Consider the following 22,419-nt stretch of genomic DNA (forward strand, 5'->3'; position numbering starts at 1 on the left):
ATGCACGTGTCACACCCCCACCGCAGGAGATCGGTCCTCCTGACGGCCGCGGCCGCGCTGGCCGTCGCCGGACCCCTGATATCCGCCCCGCCCACCTCGGCCGCCACCGGCACCGCCGCCGCCGAGGTGTCCCCGCACGCCGCCCAGACCATCGACGACATCGGCGCCTCGGGCGCCTGGTGGGTCAACGACCTCCAGCACTTCTCCCCCAAGGTCCAGGCCCGGGTGGCGAAGCTGCTCTTCTCCAAGCAGGGCCTGGACCTCAGCTCGTACCGCTACAACATCGGCGGTGGCGGGGTCGCGGTCACCACCCCGGCCCGGGTCGCCGAGGACTTCCTGAACGCCGACGGCTCGTACGACTGGAGCCGGGACAAGGGCGGTCGGACGTTCCTCACGTACGCCGCGAAGTACGGCGTCGAGGACCTGATCGGCTTCGTCAACAGCGCGCCCGCCCGGTGGACCACCAACGGGCAGAGCTGCGGCGGGCAGTTGAAGCCGGAGAACGAGGGCGACTACGCCAAGTACATCGCCGACGTCACCCAGCACTTCGCCGGGCAGGGTGTGAAGCTGGACTACATCAGCCCCTTCAACGAGCCGGACAACGACTTCGGTTCGTGCGGCCAGGAGGGCATGAAGGTCACCGTCGACCAACGCGACGACATCGTGCGGGCGCTCGGCGCCGAGCAGCAGGCCCGGAAGCAGACGACCTCGATCATCGCCGACGAGTCCAGCCAGACCACCCAGTTCGTTTCCGAGCTCCCGCAGTGGATCTCGCAGCCGGGCACCGCCCAGTACGTGTCCGCGCTCGCCCACCACACGTACAACAACCCGAACGACGGCCAACTCGCCAACGTCTACGAGACGTCGAGGAGCGTCGGACAGAAGTCCTGGGCCACCGAGATCTGCTGCTTCGGCAAGGGCTCGACGGGCTGGAACCAGGAGTACGACCCGTCCATCGACAACGCCCTGCTGATGTCCCGGATCATCTACAAGGACTTCGCGAGCGCCCACGACTCGGCCTTCCAGTGGTGGGTGGCGCTGGCCAGCGGCTACGGCACCGACCCGTACGCGAAGAACGACGTCGGCTGGAACGACGGCCTGATCTACTACGACCCCGACTACGCGACGAACGGCAACCAGACGCTGTACTTCACCAAGCGGTACTACGCCCTCGGCCAGTACAGCAAGTTCGTGAAACCGGGCTCGGTCGCGCACAACGTGACCGGGGCGCCGGCCGGGGTCGAGGTGTCGGCGTACGACAGCGGCGGGCAGTGGGTGGTCGTGGTCAACAACCACAACGCGACCGACACCCCGCTGAGTCTGCACTTCAACAACGCGGCGCCGAAACGGGCCAGGGAGGCGGTGCGCACCTCGGCCACCGAGGACTGGGCCGACGTCGCCGAGCCGTCGGTGAGCGCGGGGACGGTCTCCACGACCCTGGCGGCCCGCTCGATCACGACGTACGTCCTCGACCAGAAGGGCCGGAAAGGCAACGGCACTTCGGCCGTCACCGGCGCGCTGGCCGGCAGGCAGTCCGGCAAGTGCCTGACGGCGGGCGCCTCCGGGGCCGCCATCGCCACCTGCACGGGCACTGCGGACCAGTCGTGGTCGTACGACGCGAACGGCACCCTGAAGGGCCCGAACGGCTATCTCACGGCGTCGGGTTCCGGTCTGACGGCCACCGCCGACCCCACCGGTGACGCGAGCCAGCGCTGGCTGCTGAACGCCAACGGGCAGATCCTCAGCGAGGCGTCCGGCAAGTGCCTGGACGTCAGCGGGCAGGCCACCGCGGACGGCAGCAAGGTGATCCTCTACAGCTGCAACAGCGGCAGCAACGAGGCCTGGACCAGGCAGTAGCCAACCGGCCTCCCCCGGACCGAGGGCCGCCGCCCCCTGACGCGGCGGCCCTCAACTCGCCTTGCGCCACCTCCTGTTCGCCATTCCGAACGGGGTACAACGTTTCGCGCAGACTTCGTCCAACCTCTTGCCGAAGTGTTAGCCGAAGGTTAACGTCCCGCTCCGCAACGCAATTTCAGCCATCCGGCTCCCGAGGTTTTCAGGGCCTCCCACGGCCACGGCGCCCACGCCGCACTCGACAGACAAGGACGTCAGCATGTCGGCACTCAGCAACAACAACTGGTCCCGCCGGTCTCTCTTCCGGGCGGCCGCGGGCATGGCCGCAGCCGGCACCCTGGCCGCGTGCGGCGGCAACAACGGCAGAGGCGGGGGCAGCGGGTCGGGCACCCAGCTCACCCAGTACTTCCACGCCTACGGCGAGGCGGGCACCGAGCAGGCCCTCAAGCGGTACGCGGCGGCCTACAAGAAGGCCGATGTGAGCACCAGCTGGATCACGGGCAACAACTTCGAGTCCGCACTCTTCGCGGCCCTGCTCACCAAGAAGGCCCCCGACGTCTTCGAGTTCCACCCGCAGCTCCAGCTCGTCAAGAGCGGCCAGGTGGCGGACCTGAGCGACCTCATCGACCCGGTCAAGGACGACTTCAACCCGAACGACATCAACTCCCACACGGTCGACGGGAAGATCTACGGGATCCGGATGATCGACGACCCGCAGTTCTTCTACTACCGCAAGTCGATGCTGGAGAAGGCCAAGGTCGACGTGCCGACGACGCTCGACGAGCTGATCGAGGCCGCCGCCAAGCTCACCACGAGCAAGGTCAAGGGCGTCTTCCTCGGCAACGACTTCACCGCGATCCAGAACACCCTGATCTGGTCGGCCGGCGCCGACACCCTCGACGCGAAGAACCAGATCGCCTACCACACCCCGGGCGTCATCGAGGGCCTGAAGAAGCTCAGGACCCTGTTCACCAGCGGCCACGTGCTGCTGGACGCCCCGACCGACTTCTGGGACCCCTCCTCGCTCAACCAGGGCCTGTGCGCCATCCAGTGGGGCGGCATGTGGTCCATGCCGGCCATGCAGCAGGCCCTCGGCGACGACCTCGGCATCTTCCCGTTCCCGAAGATCGGCAGCGCGGGCAAGCCGTCCGTCTACAACGGCGGCTGGTCGATCTTCGTCAACGCCAAGGGCAAGAACGTCGACGCGGCCAAGGAGTACGTCAAGTGGCTGTGGATCGACCAGAAGCAGTACCAGGAGGACTGGGCCACCTCGTACGGCTTCCACATCCCGCCGCGCACCTCGATAGCCCAGTCGGCCACCAAGCTGAAGTCGGGCCTGCCCGCTGAGGGCGTCAAGCTCTTCACCGACTACGGCCACTTCGACAACATCGGCTTCGACCAGACCATGATCACCGCCTTCAACGACGTGATCGCCTCCTCCGTGCGCAAGAACGGAGACCCCGAGGCCGCGCTCGACGCCTGCGACAAGAAGGTCGACGTCGAACTCAAGAAGCTGTTCGGATAGGCCGCCGGGAAGACCACGACATGTCGACCACCACCACACGCGGGGTCGCCCAGCCCGCCCCGGCCAAGGCCTCCCCGGCCCGGCCGCGGCGGGGCCTGCGGGGCAACCCGACGCTCAACTTCTGGCTCTTCACGGGGCCGTTCCTCATCGGCCTGGTGATCTTCGTCTTCGTGCCGATCGTCTGGAGCTTCTGGCTCAGCTTCTTCGACGCCCGGTACACCGTCACGCCGAGTCATTTCGTCGGCTTCGACAACTACAAGCAGATCCTGACCAACAGCAACTTCCCCTCCTCGCTGGTGACGTTCACGGTGTTCGCCGCGTTCATCGTGCCGACCACCTGGGCGCTGTCGCTGGGCCTCGCGCTCCTGGTGAACCAGCTGCGCTTCATGAGGGCGTTCTTCCGGTCGGTGTTCTTCCTGCCCACCGCCGTCTCCTACGTGGCCGCGGCGCTGATCTGGAAGATGTCCATCTTCAACGGTGTCCGGTTCGGCCTGGCCAACACCGTCATGAGCTGGTTCGGCGTGGACAACACGTCCTGGATATCCAACCCGAGCCCGCCCTGGTACTGGCTGGTCATCGTGACCCTGCGGCTGTGGATCCAGGCCGGCTTCTACATGATCCTGTTCCTGGCGGCGCTGCAGAACATCCCGCCGGAGCTGTACGAGGCCGCCTCCATCGACGGCGCCAAGCGGGGCTGGCAGACCTTCCGGTACATCACGCTGCCCCAACTGCGCGCCACCTCCACCGCGGTGATCCTGCTGCTGCTCATCGCCGCGTACCAGGCGTTCGACGAGTTCTTCAACATCATCGGGACCAAGGCGACCTGGGCGCAGACACCGCTCATGGAGCTGTACAAGACGGCCCTGGGCACCGACCAGGACTACGGCGCCGGCAGCGCGGGCGCGGTCATCCTGTCCGTGCTGATCTGCATTGTCACCCTGGCCCAGGGCAAGATCATGGGCTTCGGCGGAGGGGAGGAAAAGTGACCGTCACCGCACCGCACGTCCGCAAGAACCGCAAGAAGCGCGGAGGCGTCCTCGGCAACACCGGTCTGTACCTCGCCGTCAGTGTCGCCGCCTTCCTCTTCCTGATCCCCTTCTACCTGATCGTCCGCAACTCGCTCTCCACCGACCCGGAGATCACGGGCGAGAACTGGAAGCTGCTGCCCTCCTTCCAGTGGGGCAACATCTCCGAGCTCTTCGACGACCCCACCGTCGAGTTCGCCCACTCCATGTGGAACTCCACGGTGATCGCCGTCCTGAGCACCGTCGGCACCCTGTTGTTCTGCTCCATGGCGGGATACGGGCTCGCCCGCATCCCCTACAAGCACGCCAACAAGGTCTTCTACGCCGTTCTGGCGACCCTGATGGTCCCCACGGCCGTCACCTTCGTGCCCAGCTTCGTGCTGGTCTCGTCCCTCGGCTGGATCGACACCTACCGGGGCATGATCGTTCCGGGCCTGTTCAGTGGTTTCACCTGCTTCCTTTTCCGGCAGTACTTCCTGGGATTCCCCAAGGAGCTGGAGGAGGCGGCACGCGTGGACGGGCTCGGCTACTGGGGCGCGTACTGGCGGATCGTCGTCCCCAACTCGCTGAACTTCTTCGCTGCGATAGCCACGATCACGTTCATCAGCGGCTGGAACGCCTTCCTGTGGCCGCTGGTCATCGGCCAGGACCCGAACGCCTGGACCGTGCAGGTCGCGCTCTCCTCGTTCATGACCAACCAGACCGTCAACTTCCATCTGATCTTCATGGCCACCGCCATCTCCATCCTGCCCCTGGTGTTCGTGTTCCTCTTCCTCCAGCGCTGGCTGGTCCAGGGGATCGCGCAGACCGGCATCAAGGGCTGACACCGCACTCTCACGACCTGGAGACCGATGTCTTTCCGCACCTCCGCCACCGACTATGTCGAGGACGTCTCCCCGGGTTCGGGCGCCCTGCCTCCCCGGGCCTGGTGTCCGCGCTCGGACGCCGCGTCCCTCTCCCTGAACGGCAGCTGGCGTTTCCGGCTGTCGCCCACGGCGGACTCCGAGGACGACGCGTTCGCCGAGCCGGGGTACGACGCCGGCGGCTGGGCGGAGGTGTCGGTCCCGGGGCACTGGGTGCTCCAGGGCCACGGCGCGCCGATCTACACGAACCACCTGTACCCGTTCCCGGTCGACCCGCCGAGGGTGCCGACCGAGAACCCCACGGGTGACCACCTGCGCGCCTTCGACCTGCCCGAGGACTGGGACCTGACCGACGGCGGGACGGTCCTGCGCTTCGACGGGGTCGAGTCCTGCGCCCGCGTCTGGCTGAACGGCACGGACATCGGCGAGTTCAAGGGCTCCCGGCTGCCGCACGAGTTCGCGGTCGGCCACCTCCTGAAGGCGGTCGGCAACGTGCTCGCCGTCCGCGTCCACCAGTGGTCGGCCGGCTCCTACCTGGAGGACCAGGACCAGTGGTGGCTGCCCGGCATCTTCCGGGACGTGACCCTGCTGCACCGCCCGGCCGGGAGCGCCCTCGACTTCTTCGTGCACGCCTCCTACGACCACGTCACCGGCGCGGGCACGCTGCGCGTCGACTCCGACGTGGACGGCAGGGTCACCGTGCCGGAACTGGGCGTCGACATCGCGACCGGTGAGCCGGTCACCGTCCCGGTCGAGGCGTGGACGGCCGAGACACCGAGGCTGTACGACGGGGTGCTGGCCACCGAGGGCGAGCGGGTGCCGTTGCGGATCGGCTTCCGGACCGTCGTCCTCGAGGACGGGCTGATCAAGGTCAACGGGCGGCCCGTCCTCTTCAAGGGCGTCAACCGGCACGAGTGGCACCCCGAGAAGGGCCGGGCCCTCGACCCGGAGACCATGCTCGCTGACGTGCTGCTGATGAAGCGGCACAACATCAACGCGGTCCGCACCTCCCACTACCCGCCGCACCCGGCCTTCCTCGACCTGTGCGACGAGTACGGCCTGTGGGTGATCGACGAGTGCGACCTGGAGACCCACGGCTTCACCGAGCAGGCCTGGCGGGACAACCCGGTCGACGACGACCGCTGGACCCCGGCGCTGCTCGACCGGGCCGCCCGGATGGTCGAGCGCGACAAGAACCACCCGTCGGTGGTGATCTGGTCGCTCGGCAACGAGGCGGGCACCGGGCGGGGCCTGACCGCGATGGCCGAGTGGATCCACGGCCGGGACGCCTCCCGGCTCGTGCACTACGAGGGTGACATCGACTGCCGTGACACGGACGTCTATTCACGGATGTACGCCGACCACGCCGAGGTCGAGCGGATCGGCCGGAAACTGGACGGCGGTACCCATCGGCGTCGTCAACTCCCCTTCATCCTGTGCGAGTACGGGCACGCGATGGGCAACGGTCCCGGTGGGCTCGCCGACTACCAGCGGATCTTCGAGTCGTACGACCGGCTTCAGGGCGGCTTCATCTGGGAGTGGATCGACCACGGCATCGAGGACGAGCGGTACGGCTACGCGTACGGCGGCGACTTCGGCGAGGAGCTGCACGACGGGAACTTCGTCTGCGACGGACTGGTCTTCCCGGACCGGCAGCCCTCCCCGGGGCTGGTGGAGTACAAGAAGGTGATCGAGCCCGTCCGCATCGAGGGCGACGGCGCCACCGTCCGGGTCACCAACAGGCAGGACTTCGCCGATCTGTCGGCGCTGGACTTCGAGTGGTCGTACCAGGTCGGCGGCGAGACCGTCGAGTCGGGCCCGTTGGCGGTACCGGCCCTGGCGGCCGGCGAGTCGGCGGAGGTGAAACTGCCGGAGCCGCCGGTCGCCGCCGGCAGCGGCGAGACGCAGTGGACCGTACGGGCGGTACTGGCCGCCGACACCGGCTGGGGACCGCGCGGTCATGTGGTCGCCTGGGGTCAGTTCCCCGTCTCGGGGCGGCAGCTGCCGGCCTTCGCCGCCTCCGCCGGACCCGTGGTGTCCGGTGACGGGTCGATCGCCCTCGGCCCGGCCGCCTTCGACGCCCGCAGCGGCGCGCTGAGGAGCATCGGCTCGGTGGCGGTGACCGGACTGCGCCTGGACGTGTGGCGGGCGACGACCGACAACGACGACGGTGCCGCCTGGCAGAGCGACATCCGCTACGGCGCGCTGTGGCGGAAGTTCGGTCTGCACCGGATGCGGCACCGGCTGGACGCGGTGGAGCAGACCGCCGACGCGCTGACCGTGCGCACCCGGGTGGCGCCCGCCGCCTGGGAGTTCGGGCTGGTGACGGTCTACCGCTGGACCACGGACGGCAGCCGCCTCGGACTCACCGTCTCCGTGACCCCGGACGGCGACTGGACGGTGCCGCTGCCCCGGCTCGGCGTCCGCTTCGGGCTGTCGGCGGCGGACCGTGTGCGGTGGTTCGGCGGCGGGCCGGGCGAGGCGTATCCGGACACCAGAACGGCTTCAGTGGTGGGCCGTTGGCAGTCGACGGTGGACGACCTGCAGACGCCGTACCTCCGTCCGCAGGAGAACGGCGCCCGCGCGGACGTCCGTTGGGCGGAGATCGGCGGGCTGCGGATCGAGGGCGACCCGGAGTTCTGGTTCACGGCCCGCCGCTGGACCACCGAGCAACTGGACGCGGCCGCTCACCGCAGCGACCTCACCCCGGGTGACACGGTCTGGGTCAACCTGGACCACGGCCAGCACGGCATCGGTTCGCAGTCCTGCGGCCCCGGCGTCCTGCCGCAGTACCAGCTGCACGCCGCACCGGCCGAGTTCTCCTTCGTGTTCTCGGACATCGGCTGATCCGCAGCACCCTGGAAGGCCCCGGACCGTGCGTGGTCCGGGGCCTTCGGTCCGCTCAGCGTCCGTGCCCGGCGGCCCCGCAGCGGTAGAGGGTGTAGCGCGCGACGTGGACCGGTGAGCAGTGGCCGATGGTCCAGCGGACCAGGGCCCGGCCCGGGGTCTTCGCGCCCCGGGCGCGGTGGGTGAGGTCGGCCGCGGAGAGCAGGACGTAGCGGAGCCGGCCGGTGTCGATCAGATGGTGGAAGGTGCCGGGCGCGGGGTACGGCACATGGGCGGTGAAGCCGCCGAGCGGGAGGATGGAGGCGTTGTCCGAGAGGATGTACGGCGCCGCCATCTGCCAGCGGGGCACGGCGGCCAGGTAGCGGGCGCCCTCGCGGTGGGCGGTGAGGTAGGCGAGGACGCGCTGCTGGGCCGGGGTCAGGGCGGAGGCGCCGTTGCGGGTGGCGATGCTGCCCGGGCCGATCCGGCCGAACCCGCCGGGCTGGTTGTAGCGCAGGGAGGTCGCGGACGCGGACCAGACCGTGGGGACGACCAGGACCGCGGCGAGGGCGACGGCCAGGGCGGCCCTGCGCGGACGTGACCCGCCGACGGCGAGGAGGACCAGCGCCGGCAGGGCCAGGGCCGCGGCGACGCCGACCGACCAGGCGAAGAAGCGCGGGTAGTGCAGGGTGAGGGCCGCGCACCAGCCGACGTTGACGGCGAGGACCGCGCACAGTACGGTCCGGCGCCGCACCCGGGTCACGGCCGTCGCGGCCAGGACCGACAGGCCGACCGCGACCACACCCATGTAGTAGGTGTGCCCGGTCACGCTGCCGAAGCTGAAGACCAGGAAGAACGTCACCAGCCAGACGCTCCACAGCAGGTACCCCGCCAGGAAGGGGTCGGTGCGCTGCGGGCGGCGGCGCCACAGGCCGTACAGCCCGGCGGCCAGGCCCAGCGCCGCCAGCGGGTACAGCCAGCCCGTCTGGCTGGCCAGCCCGGGGCTGAACATCTTCCAGACGCTGTCCCCCATTCCCGCCGACGCCCTGCTGTGCGCCCGGTCGGCGACGATGCTCCCGGTGCCGGCCGCGTCGACGCCCAGCGTCTGGAAACGGGTCAGGAAGTTGTAGCCGACGACCAGGGCGATCGGCGAGTTGTCGGTCGTGCCGTCGAGGTAGGGGCGGGCGGCGGCCGGGGTGAGGCCTGCGGCCAGCATCCAGGACAGGGACACCGCCAGCATGACCGCCCCGGACACGGCGAGGTCCCGGATCCGGCGGCGCACCGTGGTCGGAGCGGCCACCAGGTAGGTCACGGCCAGCGCGGGCAGCACCGCCCAGGCCTCCAGCATCTTGCACTGGAAGGCCACCCCGACCCAGACGCCCGCCAGGACGAGGGTGCGCAGCCGGGCGCGGGCGGTGGCCCGCTGGGTGGCCTCGGCGGCCAGCAGCAACAGCAGGACGAACGGCGCGTCCTCGGTGACCGAACGGCCGAGGCCCACGGTCACCGGGGTGAGCGTGAGGAAGGCGGCGGCCAGCAGCCCGGCCGGTACGCCGGCCCAACGCCGTACGACCACGTGGAGCAGGACCACCGAGGCCACGCCCTCCAGGGCCTGCGGGACCACCAGGGACCAGGGGTGGAAGCCGAGGACCAGCGCCGACAGGGCCTGCGGCCACAGGAATCCGGGCAGCTTGTCCAGGGTGATGGAGTTGCCCGGGTCGAAGGAGCCGTAGAGGAAGGCGACCGGGTTGTCGGTCATGCTGCGGACCGCGCTCGCGTAGAAGGTGTGGTAGGCGCTGTGCCAGATGCCCCAGAAGAAGAGCAGCGCGGCGACGGTGGCGATGCCGGCGAGGATCGGGCGCTCGTAGCGCCGGGTACGGCTCCGTGCCGGGGCCGGCGCGGGCGGCGGCCCCTCGACACGGACGAGCGGCTCGGCGCTGACAGGGCTCGGCATCGCGGACGGCCTCCAGGACTCCCGTGTCCAGGGCTTCCTGAGCGCCCCGGAGTGCTACGGCCTGTAGGACGACTGGATTCCGGCGAACGTCACGTCCGGGTTGTCAAGGAACATTCAGGATGTTCGTGAGTATCACCCATGGAAGCTGTAAGAATCCTGAACCCCGCCTGTGACTCACCGTCCGGCGTGCTGGGCCGCGAGGCGCACCGGGGCGTTCTGGGCGCCGTAGCCGCGATACCCGGGATCCCGCTCGACGAGTTCGAAGAACACCCGTCCGACCGTCCGTGTGTAGCAGTGCCGGAAGACCCCGTCCGCGTCCCGGTCGTAGAGGATGCCGAGGTCGCGGTACGTCTCCAGCTCGCCGTCCGCGAACTCGTACCGGGCGGCGAGGTCGTCGTGGTAGTTGGCGGGGATGGGCAGCAGACCGCCGCCGGCCTCCCGGAAGGCCCGGGCGGCGGCGACCACGTCGGAGACGGCGAGGGCGATGTGCTGGGCGTGCAGGGTGTCGTCGGCCGGGGCGGCGCCGACCCCGAGGACGATCCGGACGGTGCCGTCGGCGTTGGTCACGGCTCGGGAGCGCAGGAGCCCGTAGGGGTCGGCGACGTCGACGCTCTCCTGGGGGTGCAGGCCGAGGACGCTGCGGTGGAAGAGGACCGCCTCGTCGTACTGGTGCCAGGGCTGGGTGAGCGCGAGGTGGTCGAAGTACGCCGGGCCCGGCGCCGGTTCGTGCGGCACCTCGGCGAAGTCGGCGCGCCAGTCACGGAGTTCGGAGTCGTGGCCGGTGGCGCAGAAGAACAGTTCCGTACCGTCGGGGGCGGCGACCGCGTCGAGCGGGGCGTCCTCCGGGGCGCGGCGGCGGGGCAGCACGGGGGCGAGCAGGGCCTCGGCACGGCGGGCTGCGGCCCGCGGGTCCGGTGACTCCAGACCGATCGCGGCGAGGCCGGTGCCCTCGCGGCGGGCGGCGGGACCGGTGTTGACCAGGACCCGGGCCTTGCCCTGTTCCCACAGGTCGACGGGCTTGCTGCGGTGCCTGGCGGTCCGGGCGAAGCCGAGGGCGCCGAGCAGCGCCGAGACCGGTTCGGCGTCCGGCGTGACGAGTTCGGCGAACGCGACCCCCGTCGGCACGACCGGCGGGGGCAGCTCCCCCACCCCGACGGCCTCCTGGAGCACCAGCAGCGAACGGTGCGCGTCGACGGCGGTCGGCCCGGCCTCCGCCTGCCGGAAGACGTCGTTGAAGACTTCCAGGGAGAGCGGCCCGTCGTACCCCGTGCGCAGAACATGCCGCACCAGCCCGGCGACGTCGAACCCGCCCTGCCCCGGGAAGCACCGGTAGTGCCGGCTCCACTGGAGCACGTCCATGGCGAGCAGCGGGGCGTCGGCCAGCTGGAGGAAGAAGATCTTCTCGCCGGGGATGTCCCCGATGCCCTTCGGATCGGACCCGCGGGAAAGGATGTGAAAGCTGTCCAGGCAGGTCCCGAGGGCGGGATGACCGGCCGACTCGACGATCTGCCAGGCGTGGTCGTACGTACTCACGTGCCGCCCCCAGGCGAGCGCCTCGTAGGCGACCCGGATGCCGAAGTCCTGTGCCAGATCAGCGAGTCGGGCCAGTTGGGAGGCGGCGAGACCGTCGTCGTCGATCGCGAGCGCGGAGACGGAGGAACAGACGAGGACGGTGTCGGCGCCCAGTTCCCGCATGAGCTCGAACTTGTGCCGGGCGCGCCGCAGATTGCGCGCGAACTCGTCGTCGGGGACGGCTTCGATGTCCCGCATGGGTTGGTAGAGATCGACGGTGAGCCCCAGATCGGCGCACCGGGCCCGTATCTCACGGGGCGGGAGCGGGCTGGCGAGCAGGTCGTTCTCGAAGATCTCGACCCCGTCGAACCCGGCCCGGGAGGCCGCGGTGAGCTTCTCGGTGAGAGACCCGCTGAGCGAAACGGTGGCAATGGAAGTACGCATGACCCTTTTCCTCACGTGCACTGCAATTCCCTGCTTTCAGGGGCGCGGGGCTGTATCGATTTGCGGCTGCCGCCGCGTGGGCGCGATCAACCCCCACCGGCCCGCACCCGTCACACAACCTGACCCGCCGAGCTCTCTGCCAGCTCCTCGATGTCGACGAGCATCCGAGCAGTGTCCGGCTCCCTCCCCGTGAACAACCGAAACGCATCCGCGGCCTGGAACACCGCCATCCCGCCCCCGTCCAGCACCGCGCACCCCGACGCCCGAGCGGTCCGCAACAACTCCGTCTCCAGCGGCCGATACACGACCTCAGCCACCCACAGCCCGGGATGCAGCAACTCCGCGGGCACCGGCAGCCCCGGATGCGCGGCCATCCCGGTAGGCGTCGCGTGGACGAGCCCGTCCGCACCGGCCAGCATGTCCGGCAGCCGCTCCAGGCCCGCGGCCACCGCGCGGCCCGCCCCGAACTGCCCGCACAACTGCCCGGCCAACCCGGCCGCCCGCTCGGCCACCGCGTCCACGACAGTGACCCGCTCGGCCCCCAACGTGAGCGTCGCGTGCGCGACCGCGGCCCCCGCACCCCCGGCACCGAGCTGCACCACCCGCTCCAGCGAGGCATCCGGCAATCCCCGCGCGAACGACGCCGCGAACCCGGTCACGTCCGTGTTGTGGCCGACGGCCCTCCCGTCGGCCTCGAAGACCACCGTGTTGACCGCACCGAGCGCCTCGGCCTGCGGGGCCAGTGCGTCGAGGTGCTCGATGACGAGCTGCTTGCAGGGGTGCGTGATGTTCAGCCCGTCGAAGCCGAGGTCCCGCGCGGCGCGCACCAGCTCCCCCACGGCCTCCGGTGCCACGCCGAGCGCGTCGATGTCGATCAGCCGGTACAGGTACCGCAGCCCCTGCCGGCCGGCCTCGCGCTCGTGCAGGGCGGGGCTGAGCGACGGGCCGATGCCGGCACCGACCAGTCCGACGAGATACGAGTCCTTGGCCACGTGGCCCTCCAGAGCGGCATCACAAACGTTAATGTACGAACTAGTACGTTAGCTATACACCGAAGGCCACGGCAGGGGAAGACCTCGCCGGCAACACCTCCGCCCCGGGCTTCTACAATCTCCGCACCGGCCTCCCCGCGAAGGAACCCGATAGGAACCCGATGACCAGCGTCGACGAACCGGCACAGACCCACGGGCGGCTCCGTGACGCCGCCCGCACCCAGGCCGAGATCCTCGACGTGGCCACCCAGGAGTTCGCCCGGGCCGGCTACGACGGGGCCCGCGTCGACGAGATCGCGGCCCGCACCCGCACCACGAAGCGGATGATCTACTACTACTTCGGCGGCAAGGAGCAGCTGTTCACGGCGGTCCTGGAGCGCGCGTACGGCGTGATCCGCGAGGCCGAGCAGCAGCTGGACGTCGAGCACCTGGACCCGGTCGCGGCGATCCGCCGGCTCGCCGAGCTGACCTTCGACCACCACGAGCAGCACCCGGACTTCATCCGGCTGGTCAGCATCGAGAACATCCACGGCGCCGAGCACATCGCGGCCTCCGAGAAGCTCGGCAGGATCGGCTCGCCGGCGCTGGAGGTGATCCGCCGGATCCTGGCCGCCGGGCAGGAGTCCGGCCTGTTCACGGCCGACGTGGACGCCGTCGACCTGCACGCGATGATCAGCTCGTTCTGCTTCTTCCGGGTGGCGAACCGGGCGACCTTCCGCGCCCTCTTCGGCCGCGACCTGGTGGACCCGGCGCAGCGCGCGCACTACCGGGCCATGCTGGGCGACATGGTGATCGCCTACCTCACCGCGGAGCGCGCGGCGGACTGACCGCGCCGGGCACCGGACACCGGGCGGGACCGGACGGGAACGGCCCGACCTCTTGACACCGGGGAAACGCGAGCGCAACATCCGTACCCATCGCGACTAACTATCCAGTGGGTTAATTAGCACCCGGCCCCTGGTCCGCCGACCCCGTCATCCCCGGGAACCGGCCTTCTCCCCCGCCGCTCACTCCGCCTGCGTCGGAGTTTCCCGAAGGAGCACCGCCGTGTCCGTCCCCGCCCAGTCCGCCGCCACCGCCGTACCGCCCGGTGGCCAGCCGAGGAAGGCCGCCCTGGCCGCCTGGATCGGCAGCGCCCTGGAGTACTACGACTTCTTCATCTACGGCAGCGCGGCCGCGCTGATCTTCCCGAAGGTCTTCTTCGACGAGTCGGACCCGGCCAACGCGACCCTGCTCTCGCTGGCCACGTTCGGTGTCGCGTACGCGGCCCGTCCGGTCGGTGCGCTGTTCCTCGGGCACTTCGGGGACCGGATCGGCCGCAAGAAGGTCATGGTCTTCACGCTGCTGCTGATGGGCCTGTCGACGTTCCTGATCGGCTGTCTGCCGACCCGCGCCCAGGTGGGCGGCCTGGCGCCGGTGCTGCTGGTGCTGTGTCGGGTGCTGCAGGGCATCTCGGCGGCCGGCGAGCAGGCCAGCGCGAGTTCCATGAGTCTGGAACACGCGCCGCCGAACCGGCGCGGCTTCTTCACCAGCTTCACGCTCGGCGGCACCCAGGGCGGCCAGCTGATCGCCACCCTGGTCTTCATCGCGGTCTCCCAGCTGCCCGAGGACCAGCTGATGTCCTGGGGCTGGCGGGTGCCGTTCTGGCTGAGTGTCGCGGTGGCCGCGGTCGGCTGGTTGATCCGGCGCAGGCTTGAGGAGACCCCGGCCTTCGCCGAGCAGGCGGCGACCGAGGGTGTCGTACGGCTGCCGCTGGTGACGCTGGTGCGGTACCACTGGGCCGACGTGCTGCGGGTGATCGGCGGTGCGCTGATCGCCTCGGTGAGCACGATCTTCACGGTGTGGGCCCTGGCGTACGCGACCAGCGACTCGGTCGGGATGTCGAAGACGTCGATGCTGTGGGTGGGTGCGCTGGCGAACCTGGTGGCGCTGGGCGCGATCCCGGCGTGGGCGACGCTGTCGGACCGGATCGGGCGGCGGCCGGTCTACCTGATCGGCGCGGTGGGCAGTGCGGTGGCGATGTTCGGCTACCTGTGGGCGATCTCCACCGGCTCGTACCCGCTGATCATGCTCCTCGGGATCGTCGCCTTCGGTATCGTCTACAGCGCGGCGAACGGGGTCTGGCCGTCCTTCTACGGCGAGATGTTCTCGACCCGGGTCCGGCTGTCGGGCATGGCGATCGGTACCCAGATCGGGTTCGCGGTGGCCGGGTTCGCGGTGACCTTCGCGGCGCAGATCGCGGGTCCGGGCGGCGACGACTGGTCGGCGGTGGCGCTGTTCACGGCCGCGCTGTGCGTGCCGCCGGTGATCGCCGCGCTGTCCGCCCGCGAGACCCACACGGTGGCCACGGAGGACCTCGGGTCCCGCACCCCCCGCGAGGCGTCCCGGCCGGAGACCGTGACGGCCTGAGGGCCCGTCCGTACCGCGAAGCAGGCACACGTCCGCCCGGGCCGGCGCCCGGGCGGACCTTCGCCGCCCCTCAAGGAGATTTGGTCCCACGCCGTTCACACCCTGGACATGAGCGATGACCTGCGGGGATGCCGTTCGCTGCGATGGTGTGCCGTAGGCGGCACCATGTCCGACAACCTCGAGCAACGGCGGGGAACCGATGAGCCCGAGCACAGCTGACCGTTCTGAACAGACCGTCGCCGAGGGCGACGCCGACACCGCGGCCGGAGTCAGGCCGCTGCTCGACGCCCCGCAGAACGCCGTGGCCGGCGTCGCGATGTGGATCTTCGTGGTCGGCCCGCTGATCTGCCTGGTCGTCGCGGTGCCGCTGCTGTGGGGGCGGGGGCTGTCGGCGCTGGACGTCACGATGGCCCTGTTCGCCTATCTGGTGTCCGGCTTCGGCCTCACGGTGGGCTATCACCGCCTCTTCACGCACCGCTCGTTCAAGGCGAAGCGGGGTCTGCGCATCGCTCTGGCGGTCGCGGGTTCGCTGGGGGTCGAGGGCTCGCCGGTGCAGTGGGTGGCGAACCACCGCCGCCACCACGCCTTCGCCGACCGCGAGGGCGACCCGCACTCGCCGTGGCGCTTCGGAACCGACACGCGCGCGCTGCTCAAGGGGCTGCTGCACGCGCACATCGGCTGGATGCTCAAGCGCGAGCTGAGCAACCGGGCCAGGTTCGCGCCCGACATCGACGCCGACCGCGACCTGCGGATCGTCGGCCGGCTCTTCGGGCCGCTGACCGTCGTCTCCCTCCTGGCCCCCGCACTGGTCGGCGGGCTCGTCACCGGCACCTGGGCCGGTGCGCTGACCGGGTTCTTCTGGGCCGGCGTCATGCGGATGGCGCTGCTGCACCACGTCACCTGGTCGGTGAACTCGGTCTGCCACGTCGCCGGCAGGCGCCCGTTCGCCAGCCGGGACAAGGCCACCAACTTCTGGCCGCTCGCCCTGCTGTCCTTCGGGGAGAGCTGGCACAACTCGCATCACGCCGACCCCACAGGCGCACGCCACGGTGTACTGCCGGGCCAGATCGACCCGTCGGCACGTCTGATCCGGATCTTCGAGAAACTGGGCTGGGCCCACGACGTCCGCTGGCCGAGCCCGGACCGCCTCAGCGCCCGCCTGCTGCCCGAGCCGGCCGGCCGGCCGGAGTCGGCGGCCTGACGCCCCTCCCGGCGAAACCGCCGGACGCGGGGTCCTCGGGCACCGCGTGTCCCGCCTGGACTCACCCGGACACCAGCAGCTCCGTCCACTCCTCGGCCACCCGCTCCAGCGAGAACCCCTCCCGCACCTGTTCGCGGGCCGCCGCCCCGGCGGACTGCCAGTCCTCCTGTTCGGCGAGGCCGGTGATCGCGTCGGCCATCGCCTCGGGGGTGTCGTGGATCCAGCGCCGGTCGTAGATCTCGTCGGCGCCCGGCCACGGCAGCAGCGCGGGTACGGCGCCGGAGGCCATGCCCTCGGCCGGCGAGAGGTGGAAGCTCTCGTCGTCGCTGGTGGAGAGCACGTGGCCGATCCGGCGCAGCCAGTTGGGGACGTCGGGGCCGAACTGGTCGAAGACGACGGCCCCTTCGAGGAGCGGCGAGGTCTGCATGCGGCGCAGGATCGCGTCGTAGTGCTCGCGTTCCTCGGGCTTGTTCCAGATCCACCAGTACTCCCACGGCGGCTTGGACTTGACCGAGAGGTGCCAGCGCCGGTCGCGGGCGCGGAGTGCTTCGAGGACGTCGAGGCCGAGGTCGAGGCGTTTACGGCTGGGCGCGATGCCGATCATGCCCAGGCGGTGGCGGGCGCCGGGCGCCTTGGGCCGGTCGAGCTGGTCGACGTCGACCCAGTTGCCGATCGTGGTGATCTTCGCCGCGGGCCAGCCGGTGCGGTCCCGGGTGGCGCGGGCGTAGTAGGGGCTGACGCACACCACCCGGTCGACGGCGTCGATGTCGACCTGCCGCGGGTATCCGGCGTCGAGTTCGAAGCGGTGCAGGCGCACGATCAGCCGGCTGCCGCGCCGCTTGTGGCGGCTGTACCAGATGGCCGCCGGGCCGCACCACTCGACGACCACCACGTCGGCCCAGGCGGCGAGTTCGCGGCTGGCGGCGGCGTCGTGCCGGGCGAGCGCGGGCCAGGCGTCGATCCGGACGTCGAGGCCGGGCAGCGCGCGGAGGTGGTCGAGGAGACGGGTGAGGAACTTCAGGTCGTGGCCGGCGACGCCGACCCGCAGCGGGCGGGCCCGGTCGGCGACGGCGGCGGGTGCGGCGGGGAAGGCACGGTCGAGGTGGCCGCGCCAGCGGGCCGCCGCGGCCTCCATGGTGTACTCCCGGGCGGCCGCCGCGCACCGGTCGGCGGCGAGGTGCCGGGCGGCGGTGTCGCGTACGGCGAGACAGACGGCGTCCGCCGCGTCCGCGAGGGTGGCGGTGCCCGGGACGAACAGGGGGTAGTCGGCGCCGAGCAGGGCCTCGTGGGCGGGGGTGCGGTTGAGCACGACGGGCAGGCCGAGGGAGCCGAACTCCAGTACTTTGGTGGAGAGTTCGAGGCTGGCGTCGAGGGAGGCGTCGCGCCAGCCGAGGCCGAGGTCGCAGTCGGCGGCGAGGCGCATGGCCTCCTCGCGCGGTACGCCGCCGTGGTGGACGACCTCGGGGGTGGTGCGCAGCGCCTCGGCCATGGCGGTGTCGAAGCCGGGGTGGCCCGGGTCCTTGTGGATCTTGTCGCCGACGGCGTGCAGTTCGGTCCTGATGCCGCGTTCGGCCAGCATCGCGGGCAGCCGGGTCATGGGCAGGGTGTTCCAGCGGGGCGCGAACTTGCCGGTGTAGACGAGGCGTACGGGATCGTGCAGGCCGTTCCGGGCCGGGACCGGGAAGCCCGGCTCGGGCACCGCGGGCGGGCAGAGCACGGACCGGCCGCAGGCCTCCGGCACCCAGGCCTCCAGAAAACAGCGCAACTCCTCCGTCTGGCACAGGAGTTGCCGGGAGGCCGCGGCGATCCGGGCGAGGTCGGCGCGGGCCTCCTCGGTCATGTCGGCCGGGGACTGCGGGATGTCGGTGAGGTAGGCCCAGATCCGGCCCTCGAAGGCGCCGTCGCCGACGATCTGCTTGACCAGCCGGCGGCCGCGCAGCACCAGCAGGTCGCAGGGCTCCTCCGCGTCCAGCCGGGCGAGCAGCTGCGAGGCCTGGAAGGGCGAGAGGGGGTGCGCGCCCTGGCCGGGGACGAGGTGTTCCTCGTACGGCCGCACCACGGTGACCCCGGGCAGGCCTGCGAGGGGGTCGGTCAGCCTGCCCGTCTCGACCGGGGCCTTGAGGACGAGGCGGGTCCGGCAGCCCGCGCGGGACAGGGCCTGGACCGTCGACTGGGCCCAGACGGCGGAGCCGTCGATGAGGTTGAGGTCCACGTCGCCGTAGACGAGCGCCCTGAGGGTGCGGGTCATGACGGTTCCTTTCCACGCACGGCGAACAGGCGGTGCCCGGCCCGCGACCAGGTGTCCGGCGGGGTGCCGGTGTCGAGGAGGGACCGGCGCACGAGCAGCGGCTTCAGGGCCGGTACGAAGGCGTAGTCGTCGGCGGCGGGGGTGTGGCCCACCGCGTCGGCGCCCGAGAACTCCTGGGCGCAGAGCAGGTCGAGGAGGTGGGTGTCCGGGCGGTCCTCGGTCAGGTCCGTCCAGTCGGCGACCCAGGGTGCGGTGGGCGGTCCGGCGTGCACGGCGACCGAGGCGGCGGTGAGTTCGTCGAGGGCGAGGCCCGCCGGGTCGGCGACGACCACCTCGGCCGGCCGGTGCAGCTGGCCGAGCGCCTGGGCGACGAGCCGGGCCACGTCGGTGGCGTCCCGGGGCGCGGCGAGGACGGCGATCCGGCGCTCGGCGAGCGGGTCGGGGCCGCCGGTGAGGGCGGCGAGCCGGGCCAGCCGGACCCGGGTACTGTCCTGCACGAAGACGTCCCGGAGCCGGTCCCGGCCGTCGGTGACCGGGTCGAGGCGGAAGAGCGCCGTCCCGGTGTCGCCGTCGAGGACGCTGTCCCAGGGCAGCAGGGACAGCCCCGGGGCGGACGACGCCGGGCCGTCCCGCCACAGCACCGCGGTACGGCCCAGCCCCCTTGCCCGGGAGACCAGTTCGGCGAGCCGCCGGTCCAGGTCGGGGGCGAGCCCGGTGCCGGTGAGCGACCAGGGCCCGTCCTGGGCCGCACAGGCGCTCAGCTGGACGAGGAAGACGTCCGGGTCGGTGCGCTCGACCAGCAGCCGCCCGTCGTGCGGCAGCACCCGGCTGACCACCGCGTCCGCCGCGAAGTCCTGGGCGGTGCCGTCCGTGAGCACGCCGGTGATCACCAGCCGGTCGCGGGGCGCGACGGACAGGGCGCGGTGGGAGAGGTGGAAGCGGTCGTCGGCGTGCGGCTCCGGCGCGAAGGCAGGGGCTGAGACGGCGGCCCGGGAGCCGGCGGGGCGGCCCTTGGCCTTCCGCTGCCGCCACAGCCCGTACAGCTCGCCCGGCAGCCGGGCCGCGCGGCGCTTCGGCGACCGGGCCGCCGACACCAGTGCCTTGCCGACCCGGAGCGCGGTGGAGCCCTCCAGCATGGACACCCGCGCCTCCAGCACGCCGGTCCGCTCCCGGGCCCGGCACAGCGCGGAGGAGAGCTGGTCCTTGTCCCGCAGGGCGGCGGCGAGCCGTTCGGCGAGGCCGTCCTCGCGGGCGGTCTCCAGGGCGCGGGCGGTGTCCTCGGCGGCCCGCTCCAGGTCGATCAGGCGGGCCCGTTGGGAGCGGGAGACGAAGTCGGCCAGGACGTACTCGTCGGCGATCCTCAGGGCGGTGGCGAAGCCGTCGGCCGGCAGCGGGCGGCCGAACCAGTCGTGCGGGGGCAGGAGTTCCTCGGTGCAGGCGAACACCGCCCCGGCGTGCAGGTGGGTGTAGCCGAGCGAGGCGGCGTGCAGCACCTGGCAGCGGTGTGCCACCAGGGCGTCGAGGAGCCGGTGGTAGGGCAGGTCGGTGCCGGGGTGGCCGAAGACGATCAGGCCGCGGCCGCCGGGCCGCATCCGTTCCAGTGCGGCCAGACAGTCCGCCTCGGCGCCGTGCAGGGCGGGGTCGGGTCCGTAGCAGAGGAGCATCAGCTCCCCTTCGCCGACGGGTTCCTCGTGCCGCCGCAGCTCGACGCCGGGCGGCAGGTGCAGATAGGGGTCCAGACACAGGCCGCCGCTCGTCGCGTCCACGACCGAGGTCACGTCGTCCAGGTGCGGGTGGAGCAGATCGGTCAGGCGCATCAGCGGGTCCTTGTGAAGACATGGAAGCCGACCCGGTTCTCGCGGAAGCCGTAGGGCCGGAAGAGGGTGTGGCGCAGGCCCAGGGGATCGAGTTCCTCGCGGTAGGCGGCGATCGGCCGGTGCAGGATGTAGTCGCCGCGCGGGACGGGTTCGTCGGTGTTCTCGTCGGTGACGATCAGCCGGCCGGTGATCCGGACGAGCGAGGCGAGGTTGCGCAGGCTCGCGGCCCACTGCGCGTCGTCCAGGACGTGGAAGAGGACGTCCACACACATCACCACGTCGTAGAGCCAGGGGCTGCGCCACTCGTCGAGGGCGGCGACGGTGAAGCGGGGGCCGCCGCCCTCGGCCCGCGCGTGGGTGACGGCCGCCTCGCTGGCGTCGAAGGCGTCGACGCGGTGGCCGCAGCGGGCGAGGGATCGGGCGAAGTGCCCCTTGCCGCAGCCCGCGTCGAGGACGAACAGCGGGGAGGCGGGGCTGGACAGGTCGCCGATCAGGGTGAGGAGCTGGCCGAGCCGGATCGCGTAGAAGATCTCGTTGCCGGGCCGGTCCAGGCCGATGTGGCCGCCGGAGGCGAGGTCGTCGCGTTCGCGGTGCCGGGTGTCCCAGTAGGTCAGAGGGGCTTCGGGGTAGGTACGGGTGGCGTCAGTCATGGCGCTCCAGCCACTCGGTGAGCACACGGGCGATGCGGGGGCCGGCCTTGCCGTCCCACAGCGGTGGTCCCTCGGGGTCGGCCGCCGTCTGCCCGTCGAGGACCTTGCGCAGGGCGGGCACCAGTTCGCTGTGCCGGACCAGGCGGTTGGTGCCGTGGGTGACGGTGACCGGGCGTTCGGTCGTGGTGCGCAGCGTCAGGCAGGGCACGCCGAGCACGGTGGTCTCCTCCTGGACGCCGCCCGAGTCGGTGATCACGGCGGCGGCCCCGCGGACCAGGCCCATGAACTCGACGTAGCCGAGCGGTTCGAGGAGATGGATGCCGGGCGCGTCGGCGAGGCCCGCCTTGCGCAGCGCCTCCCGGCCGCGCGGGTGCAGGGGGACGGCGAGGTCGAGGTGGCCGGCGGCCTCGGTGAGGGCGCGGGCGGCGGCCGCGGCTGCCTCGGGGTCGTCGACGTTGGCCGGGCGGTGCAGGGTGACCACGCCGTACCGCTCGGGCAGTGCGTGGGCGGCGCGGGCGGCGGCCGGGTCGAAATGCTCCAGATGGGTGAGCAGGGTGTCGATCATCGGGTTGCCGACGAAGTGCAGCCGACCCGGGTCGACGCCCTCGCGGGCGAGGTGGCCGACGGCCTCCGGGCTGGTGGCGAAGAGCAGCTCGGCGAGCTGGTCGACCAGGCGCCGGTTGACCTCCTCCGGCATCGCCATGTCGAAGCTGCGCAGCCCCGCCTCGACATGGGCCACCGGGATGCCCAGCTTGGCGGCGGCCAGGGCCGCGGCCAGGGTGGAGTTCACGTCGCCGTAGACGACGACCAGGGCCGGGGCGCGGGCGAGCAGCTCGCCCTCCAGCGCCACCAGCAGGTCTGCGGTCTGCCTGGCGTGGCTGCCGGAGCCGACGCCGAGGTCGGTATCCGGGGCGGGCAGGCCCAGCTCCCGGAAGAAGATGTGCGACATCCGTTCGTCGTAGTGCTGACCGGTGTGCACCAGGACCTGGTCGTGCCCGGTCGCGCGCAGGGCGGCGACGACGGGCGCGGCCTTCACGAAGTTCGGCCTGGTCCCTACGACATGGAGTACGCGGCCGTTCATGTCGTACGTTCTCCGCTCTGT

General features: G+C 71.3%; 15 protein-coding genes. 8 read left to right on the forward strand and 7 right to left on the reverse strand.

Annotated features, from left to right (window positions below):
* From ACFY6U_RS12510 to ACFY6U_RS12530, 5 genes are all read left to right on the forward strand, one after another.
* The gene (locus tag ACFY6U_RS12510; RefSeq protein WP_390037657.1) at nt 1–1,857 is read left to right on the forward strand and encodes a glycoside hydrolase; all 1,857 of its coding nucleotides are present in this window, start codon (nt 1–3) and stop codon (nt 1,855–1,857) included.
* A gap of 256 nt (nt 1,858–2,113) precedes the next feature.
* On the forward strand, nt 2,114–3,379 hold the full coding sequence (locus ACFY6U_RS12515) for an ABC transporter substrate-binding protein (protein WP_390037324.1): 1,266 nt from the start codon (nt 2,114–2,116) through the stop codon (nt 3,377–3,379).
* A 20-nt stretch (nt 3,380–3,399) separates the two neighbouring features.
* Entirely contained in the window at nt 3,400–4,365 is a 966-nt protein-coding gene (locus ACFY6U_RS12520; protein ID WP_390037326.1) for a carbohydrate ABC transporter permease, read from the forward strand.
* Nucleotides 4,362–5,228 carry a carbohydrate ABC transporter permease gene (locus tag ACFY6U_RS12525; RefSeq protein ID WP_390037328.1) on the forward strand — a complete coding sequence of 289 codons (867 nt, stop codon included), beginning with the start codon at nt 4,362–4,364 and terminating at the stop codon, nt 5,226–5,228. The genes ACFY6U_RS12520 and ACFY6U_RS12525 overlap by 4 nt, the downstream gene beginning before the upstream one ends.
* 27 nt (nt 5,229–5,255) lie before the next feature.
* A complete protein-coding gene (locus ACFY6U_RS12530; protein WP_390037330.1) occupies nt 5,256–8,114 on the forward strand; it encodes a glycoside hydrolase family 2 TIM barrel-domain containing protein in 2,859 nt (952 codons plus the stop codon).
* A gap of 55 nt (nt 8,115–8,169) precedes the next feature.
* Here the strand turns inward: ACFY6U_RS12530 and ACFY6U_RS12535 are convergent, their stop codons facing one another.
* The 3 genes from ACFY6U_RS12535 to ACFY6U_RS12545 all read right to left on the reverse strand — a co-directional run bounded on the left by ACFY6U_RS12535 (nt 8,170) and on the right by ACFY6U_RS12545 (nt 12,992).
* Nucleotides 8,170–10,044, reverse strand: a complete 1,875-nt coding sequence (locus tag ACFY6U_RS12535; protein ID WP_390037332.1) for an ArnT family glycosyltransferase — start codon at nt 10,042–10,044, stop codon at nt 8,170–8,172.
* 174 nt (nt 10,045–10,218) lie between these two features.
* On the reverse strand, nt 10,219–12,000 hold the full coding sequence (locus ACFY6U_RS12540) for a bifunctional sugar phosphate isomerase/epimerase/4-hydroxyphenylpyruvate dioxygenase family protein (RefSeq protein ID WP_390037334.1): 1,782 nt from the start codon (nt 11,998–12,000) through the stop codon (nt 10,219–10,221).
* Between the two features lie 110 nt (nt 12,001–12,110).
* Nucleotides 12,111–12,992, reverse strand: coding sequence for a shikimate dehydrogenase (locus tag ACFY6U_RS12545; protein ID WP_390037336.1), 882 nt, complete (start codon nt 12,990–12,992; stop codon nt 12,111–12,113).
* A 161-nt stretch (nt 12,993–13,153) separates the two neighbouring features.
* Here ACFY6U_RS12545 and ACFY6U_RS12550 point away from each other — a divergent pair, with 161 nt between their 5' ends.
* The 3 genes from ACFY6U_RS12550 to ACFY6U_RS12560 all read left to right on the forward strand — a co-directional run bounded on the left by ACFY6U_RS12550 (nt 13,154) and on the right by ACFY6U_RS12560 (nt 16,602).
* Entirely contained in the window at nt 13,154–13,819 is a 666-nt protein-coding gene (locus ACFY6U_RS12550; RefSeq protein WP_351499861.1) for a TetR/AcrR family transcriptional regulator, read from the forward strand.
* A 220-nt stretch (nt 13,820–14,039) separates the two neighbouring features.
* A complete protein-coding gene (locus tag ACFY6U_RS12555; RefSeq protein ID WP_390037338.1) occupies nt 14,040–15,401 on the forward strand; it encodes an MFS transporter in 1,362 nt (453 codons plus the stop codon).
* 199 nt (nt 15,402–15,600) lie between these two features.
* On the forward strand, nt 15,601–16,602 hold the full coding sequence (locus tag ACFY6U_RS12560) for an acyl-CoA desaturase (RefSeq protein ID WP_390037340.1): 1,002 nt from the start codon (nt 15,601–15,603) through the stop codon (nt 16,600–16,602).
* Between the two features lie 61 nt (nt 16,603–16,663).
* Here ACFY6U_RS12560 and ACFY6U_RS12565 read toward each other — a convergent pair whose 3' ends face one another.
* The 4 genes from ACFY6U_RS12565 to wecB are packed head-to-tail and all read right to left on the reverse strand — an operon-like array spanning nt 16,664 to nt 22,398.
* Nucleotides 16,664–18,850 (reverse strand): glycosyltransferase, encoded by a 2,187-nt coding sequence (locus ACFY6U_RS12565; protein ID WP_390037342.1) that lies wholly within the window; start codon nt 18,848–18,850, stop codon nt 16,664–16,666.
* Nucleotides 18,847–20,667 carry a hypothetical protein gene (locus ACFY6U_RS12570; protein WP_390037344.1) on the reverse strand — a complete coding sequence of 607 codons (1,821 nt, stop codon included), beginning with the start codon at nt 20,665–20,667 and terminating at the stop codon, nt 18,847–18,849. Before ACFY6U_RS12570 ends, ACFY6U_RS12565 begins: the two co-directional genes overlap by 4 nt.
* A complete protein-coding gene (locus ACFY6U_RS12575; protein ID WP_390037346.1) occupies nt 20,667–21,317 on the reverse strand; it encodes a class I SAM-dependent methyltransferase in 651 nt (216 codons plus the stop codon). Before ACFY6U_RS12575 ends, ACFY6U_RS12570 begins: the two co-directional genes overlap by 1 nt.
* Entirely contained in the window at nt 21,310–22,398 is a 1,089-nt protein-coding gene (wecB, locus tag ACFY6U_RS12580; RefSeq protein WP_390037348.1) for a non-hydrolyzing UDP-N-acetylglucosamine 2-epimerase, read from the reverse strand. Before wecB ends, ACFY6U_RS12575 begins: the two co-directional genes overlap by 8 nt.
* Between the last annotated feature and the right edge of the window lie 21 nt (nt 22,399–22,419).

The sequence above is a fragment of the Streptomyces sp. NPDC013157 genome (assembly GCF_042899865.1).
Classification (GTDB): domain Bacteria; phylum Actinomycetota; class Actinomycetes; order Streptomycetales; family Streptomycetaceae; genus Streptomyces.

What these genes read in the sequence shown, in the direction of transcription:
- ACFY6U_RS12510 (WP_390037657.1), top strand. Translation starts at nt 1, where the DNA reads ATGCACGTGTCACACCCCCACCGCAGGAGATCGGTCCTCCTGACGGCC.
- ACFY6U_RS12515 (WP_390037324.1), top strand. Translation starts at nt 2,114, where the DNA reads ATGTCGGCACTCAGCAACAACAACTGGTCCCGCCGGTCTCTCTTCCGG.
- ACFY6U_RS12520 (WP_390037326.1), top strand. Translation starts at nt 3,400, where the DNA reads ATGTCGACCACCACCACACGCGGGGTCGCCCAGCCCGCCCCGGCCAAG.
- ACFY6U_RS12530 (WP_390037330.1), top strand. Translation starts at nt 5,256, where the DNA reads ATGTCTTTCCGCACCTCCGCCACCGACTATGTCGAGGACGTCTCCCCG.
- ACFY6U_RS12535 (WP_390037332.1), bottom strand. Translation starts at nt 10,044, where the DNA reads ATGCCGAGCCCTGTCAGCGCCGAGCCGCTCGTCCGTGTCGAGGGGCCG.
- ACFY6U_RS12540 (WP_390037334.1), bottom strand. Translation starts at nt 12,000, where the DNA reads ATGCGTACTTCCATTGCCACCGTTTCGCTCAGCGGGTCTCTCACCGAG.
- ACFY6U_RS12550 (WP_351499861.1), top strand. Translation starts at nt 13,154, where the DNA reads ATGACCAGCGTCGACGAACCGGCACAGACCCACGGGCGGCTCCGTGAC.
- ACFY6U_RS12560 (WP_390037340.1), top strand. Translation starts at nt 15,601, where the DNA reads ATGAGCCCGAGCACAGCTGACCGTTCTGAACAGACCGTCGCCGAGGGC.
- ACFY6U_RS12565 (WP_390037342.1), bottom strand. Translation starts at nt 18,850, where the DNA reads ATGACCCGCACCCTCAGGGCGCTCGTCTACGGCGACGTGGACCTCAAC.
- ACFY6U_RS12570 (WP_390037344.1), bottom strand. Translation starts at nt 20,667, where the DNA reads ATGCGCCTGACCGATCTGCTCCACCCGCACCTGGACGACGTGACCTCG.
- ACFY6U_RS12575 (WP_390037346.1), bottom strand. Translation starts at nt 21,317, where the DNA reads ATGACTGACGCCACCCGTACCTACCCCGAAGCCCCTCTGACCTACTGG.
- wecB (WP_390037348.1), bottom strand. Translation starts at nt 22,398, where the DNA reads ATGAACGGCCGCGTACTCCATGTCGTAGGGACCAGGCCGAACTTCGTG.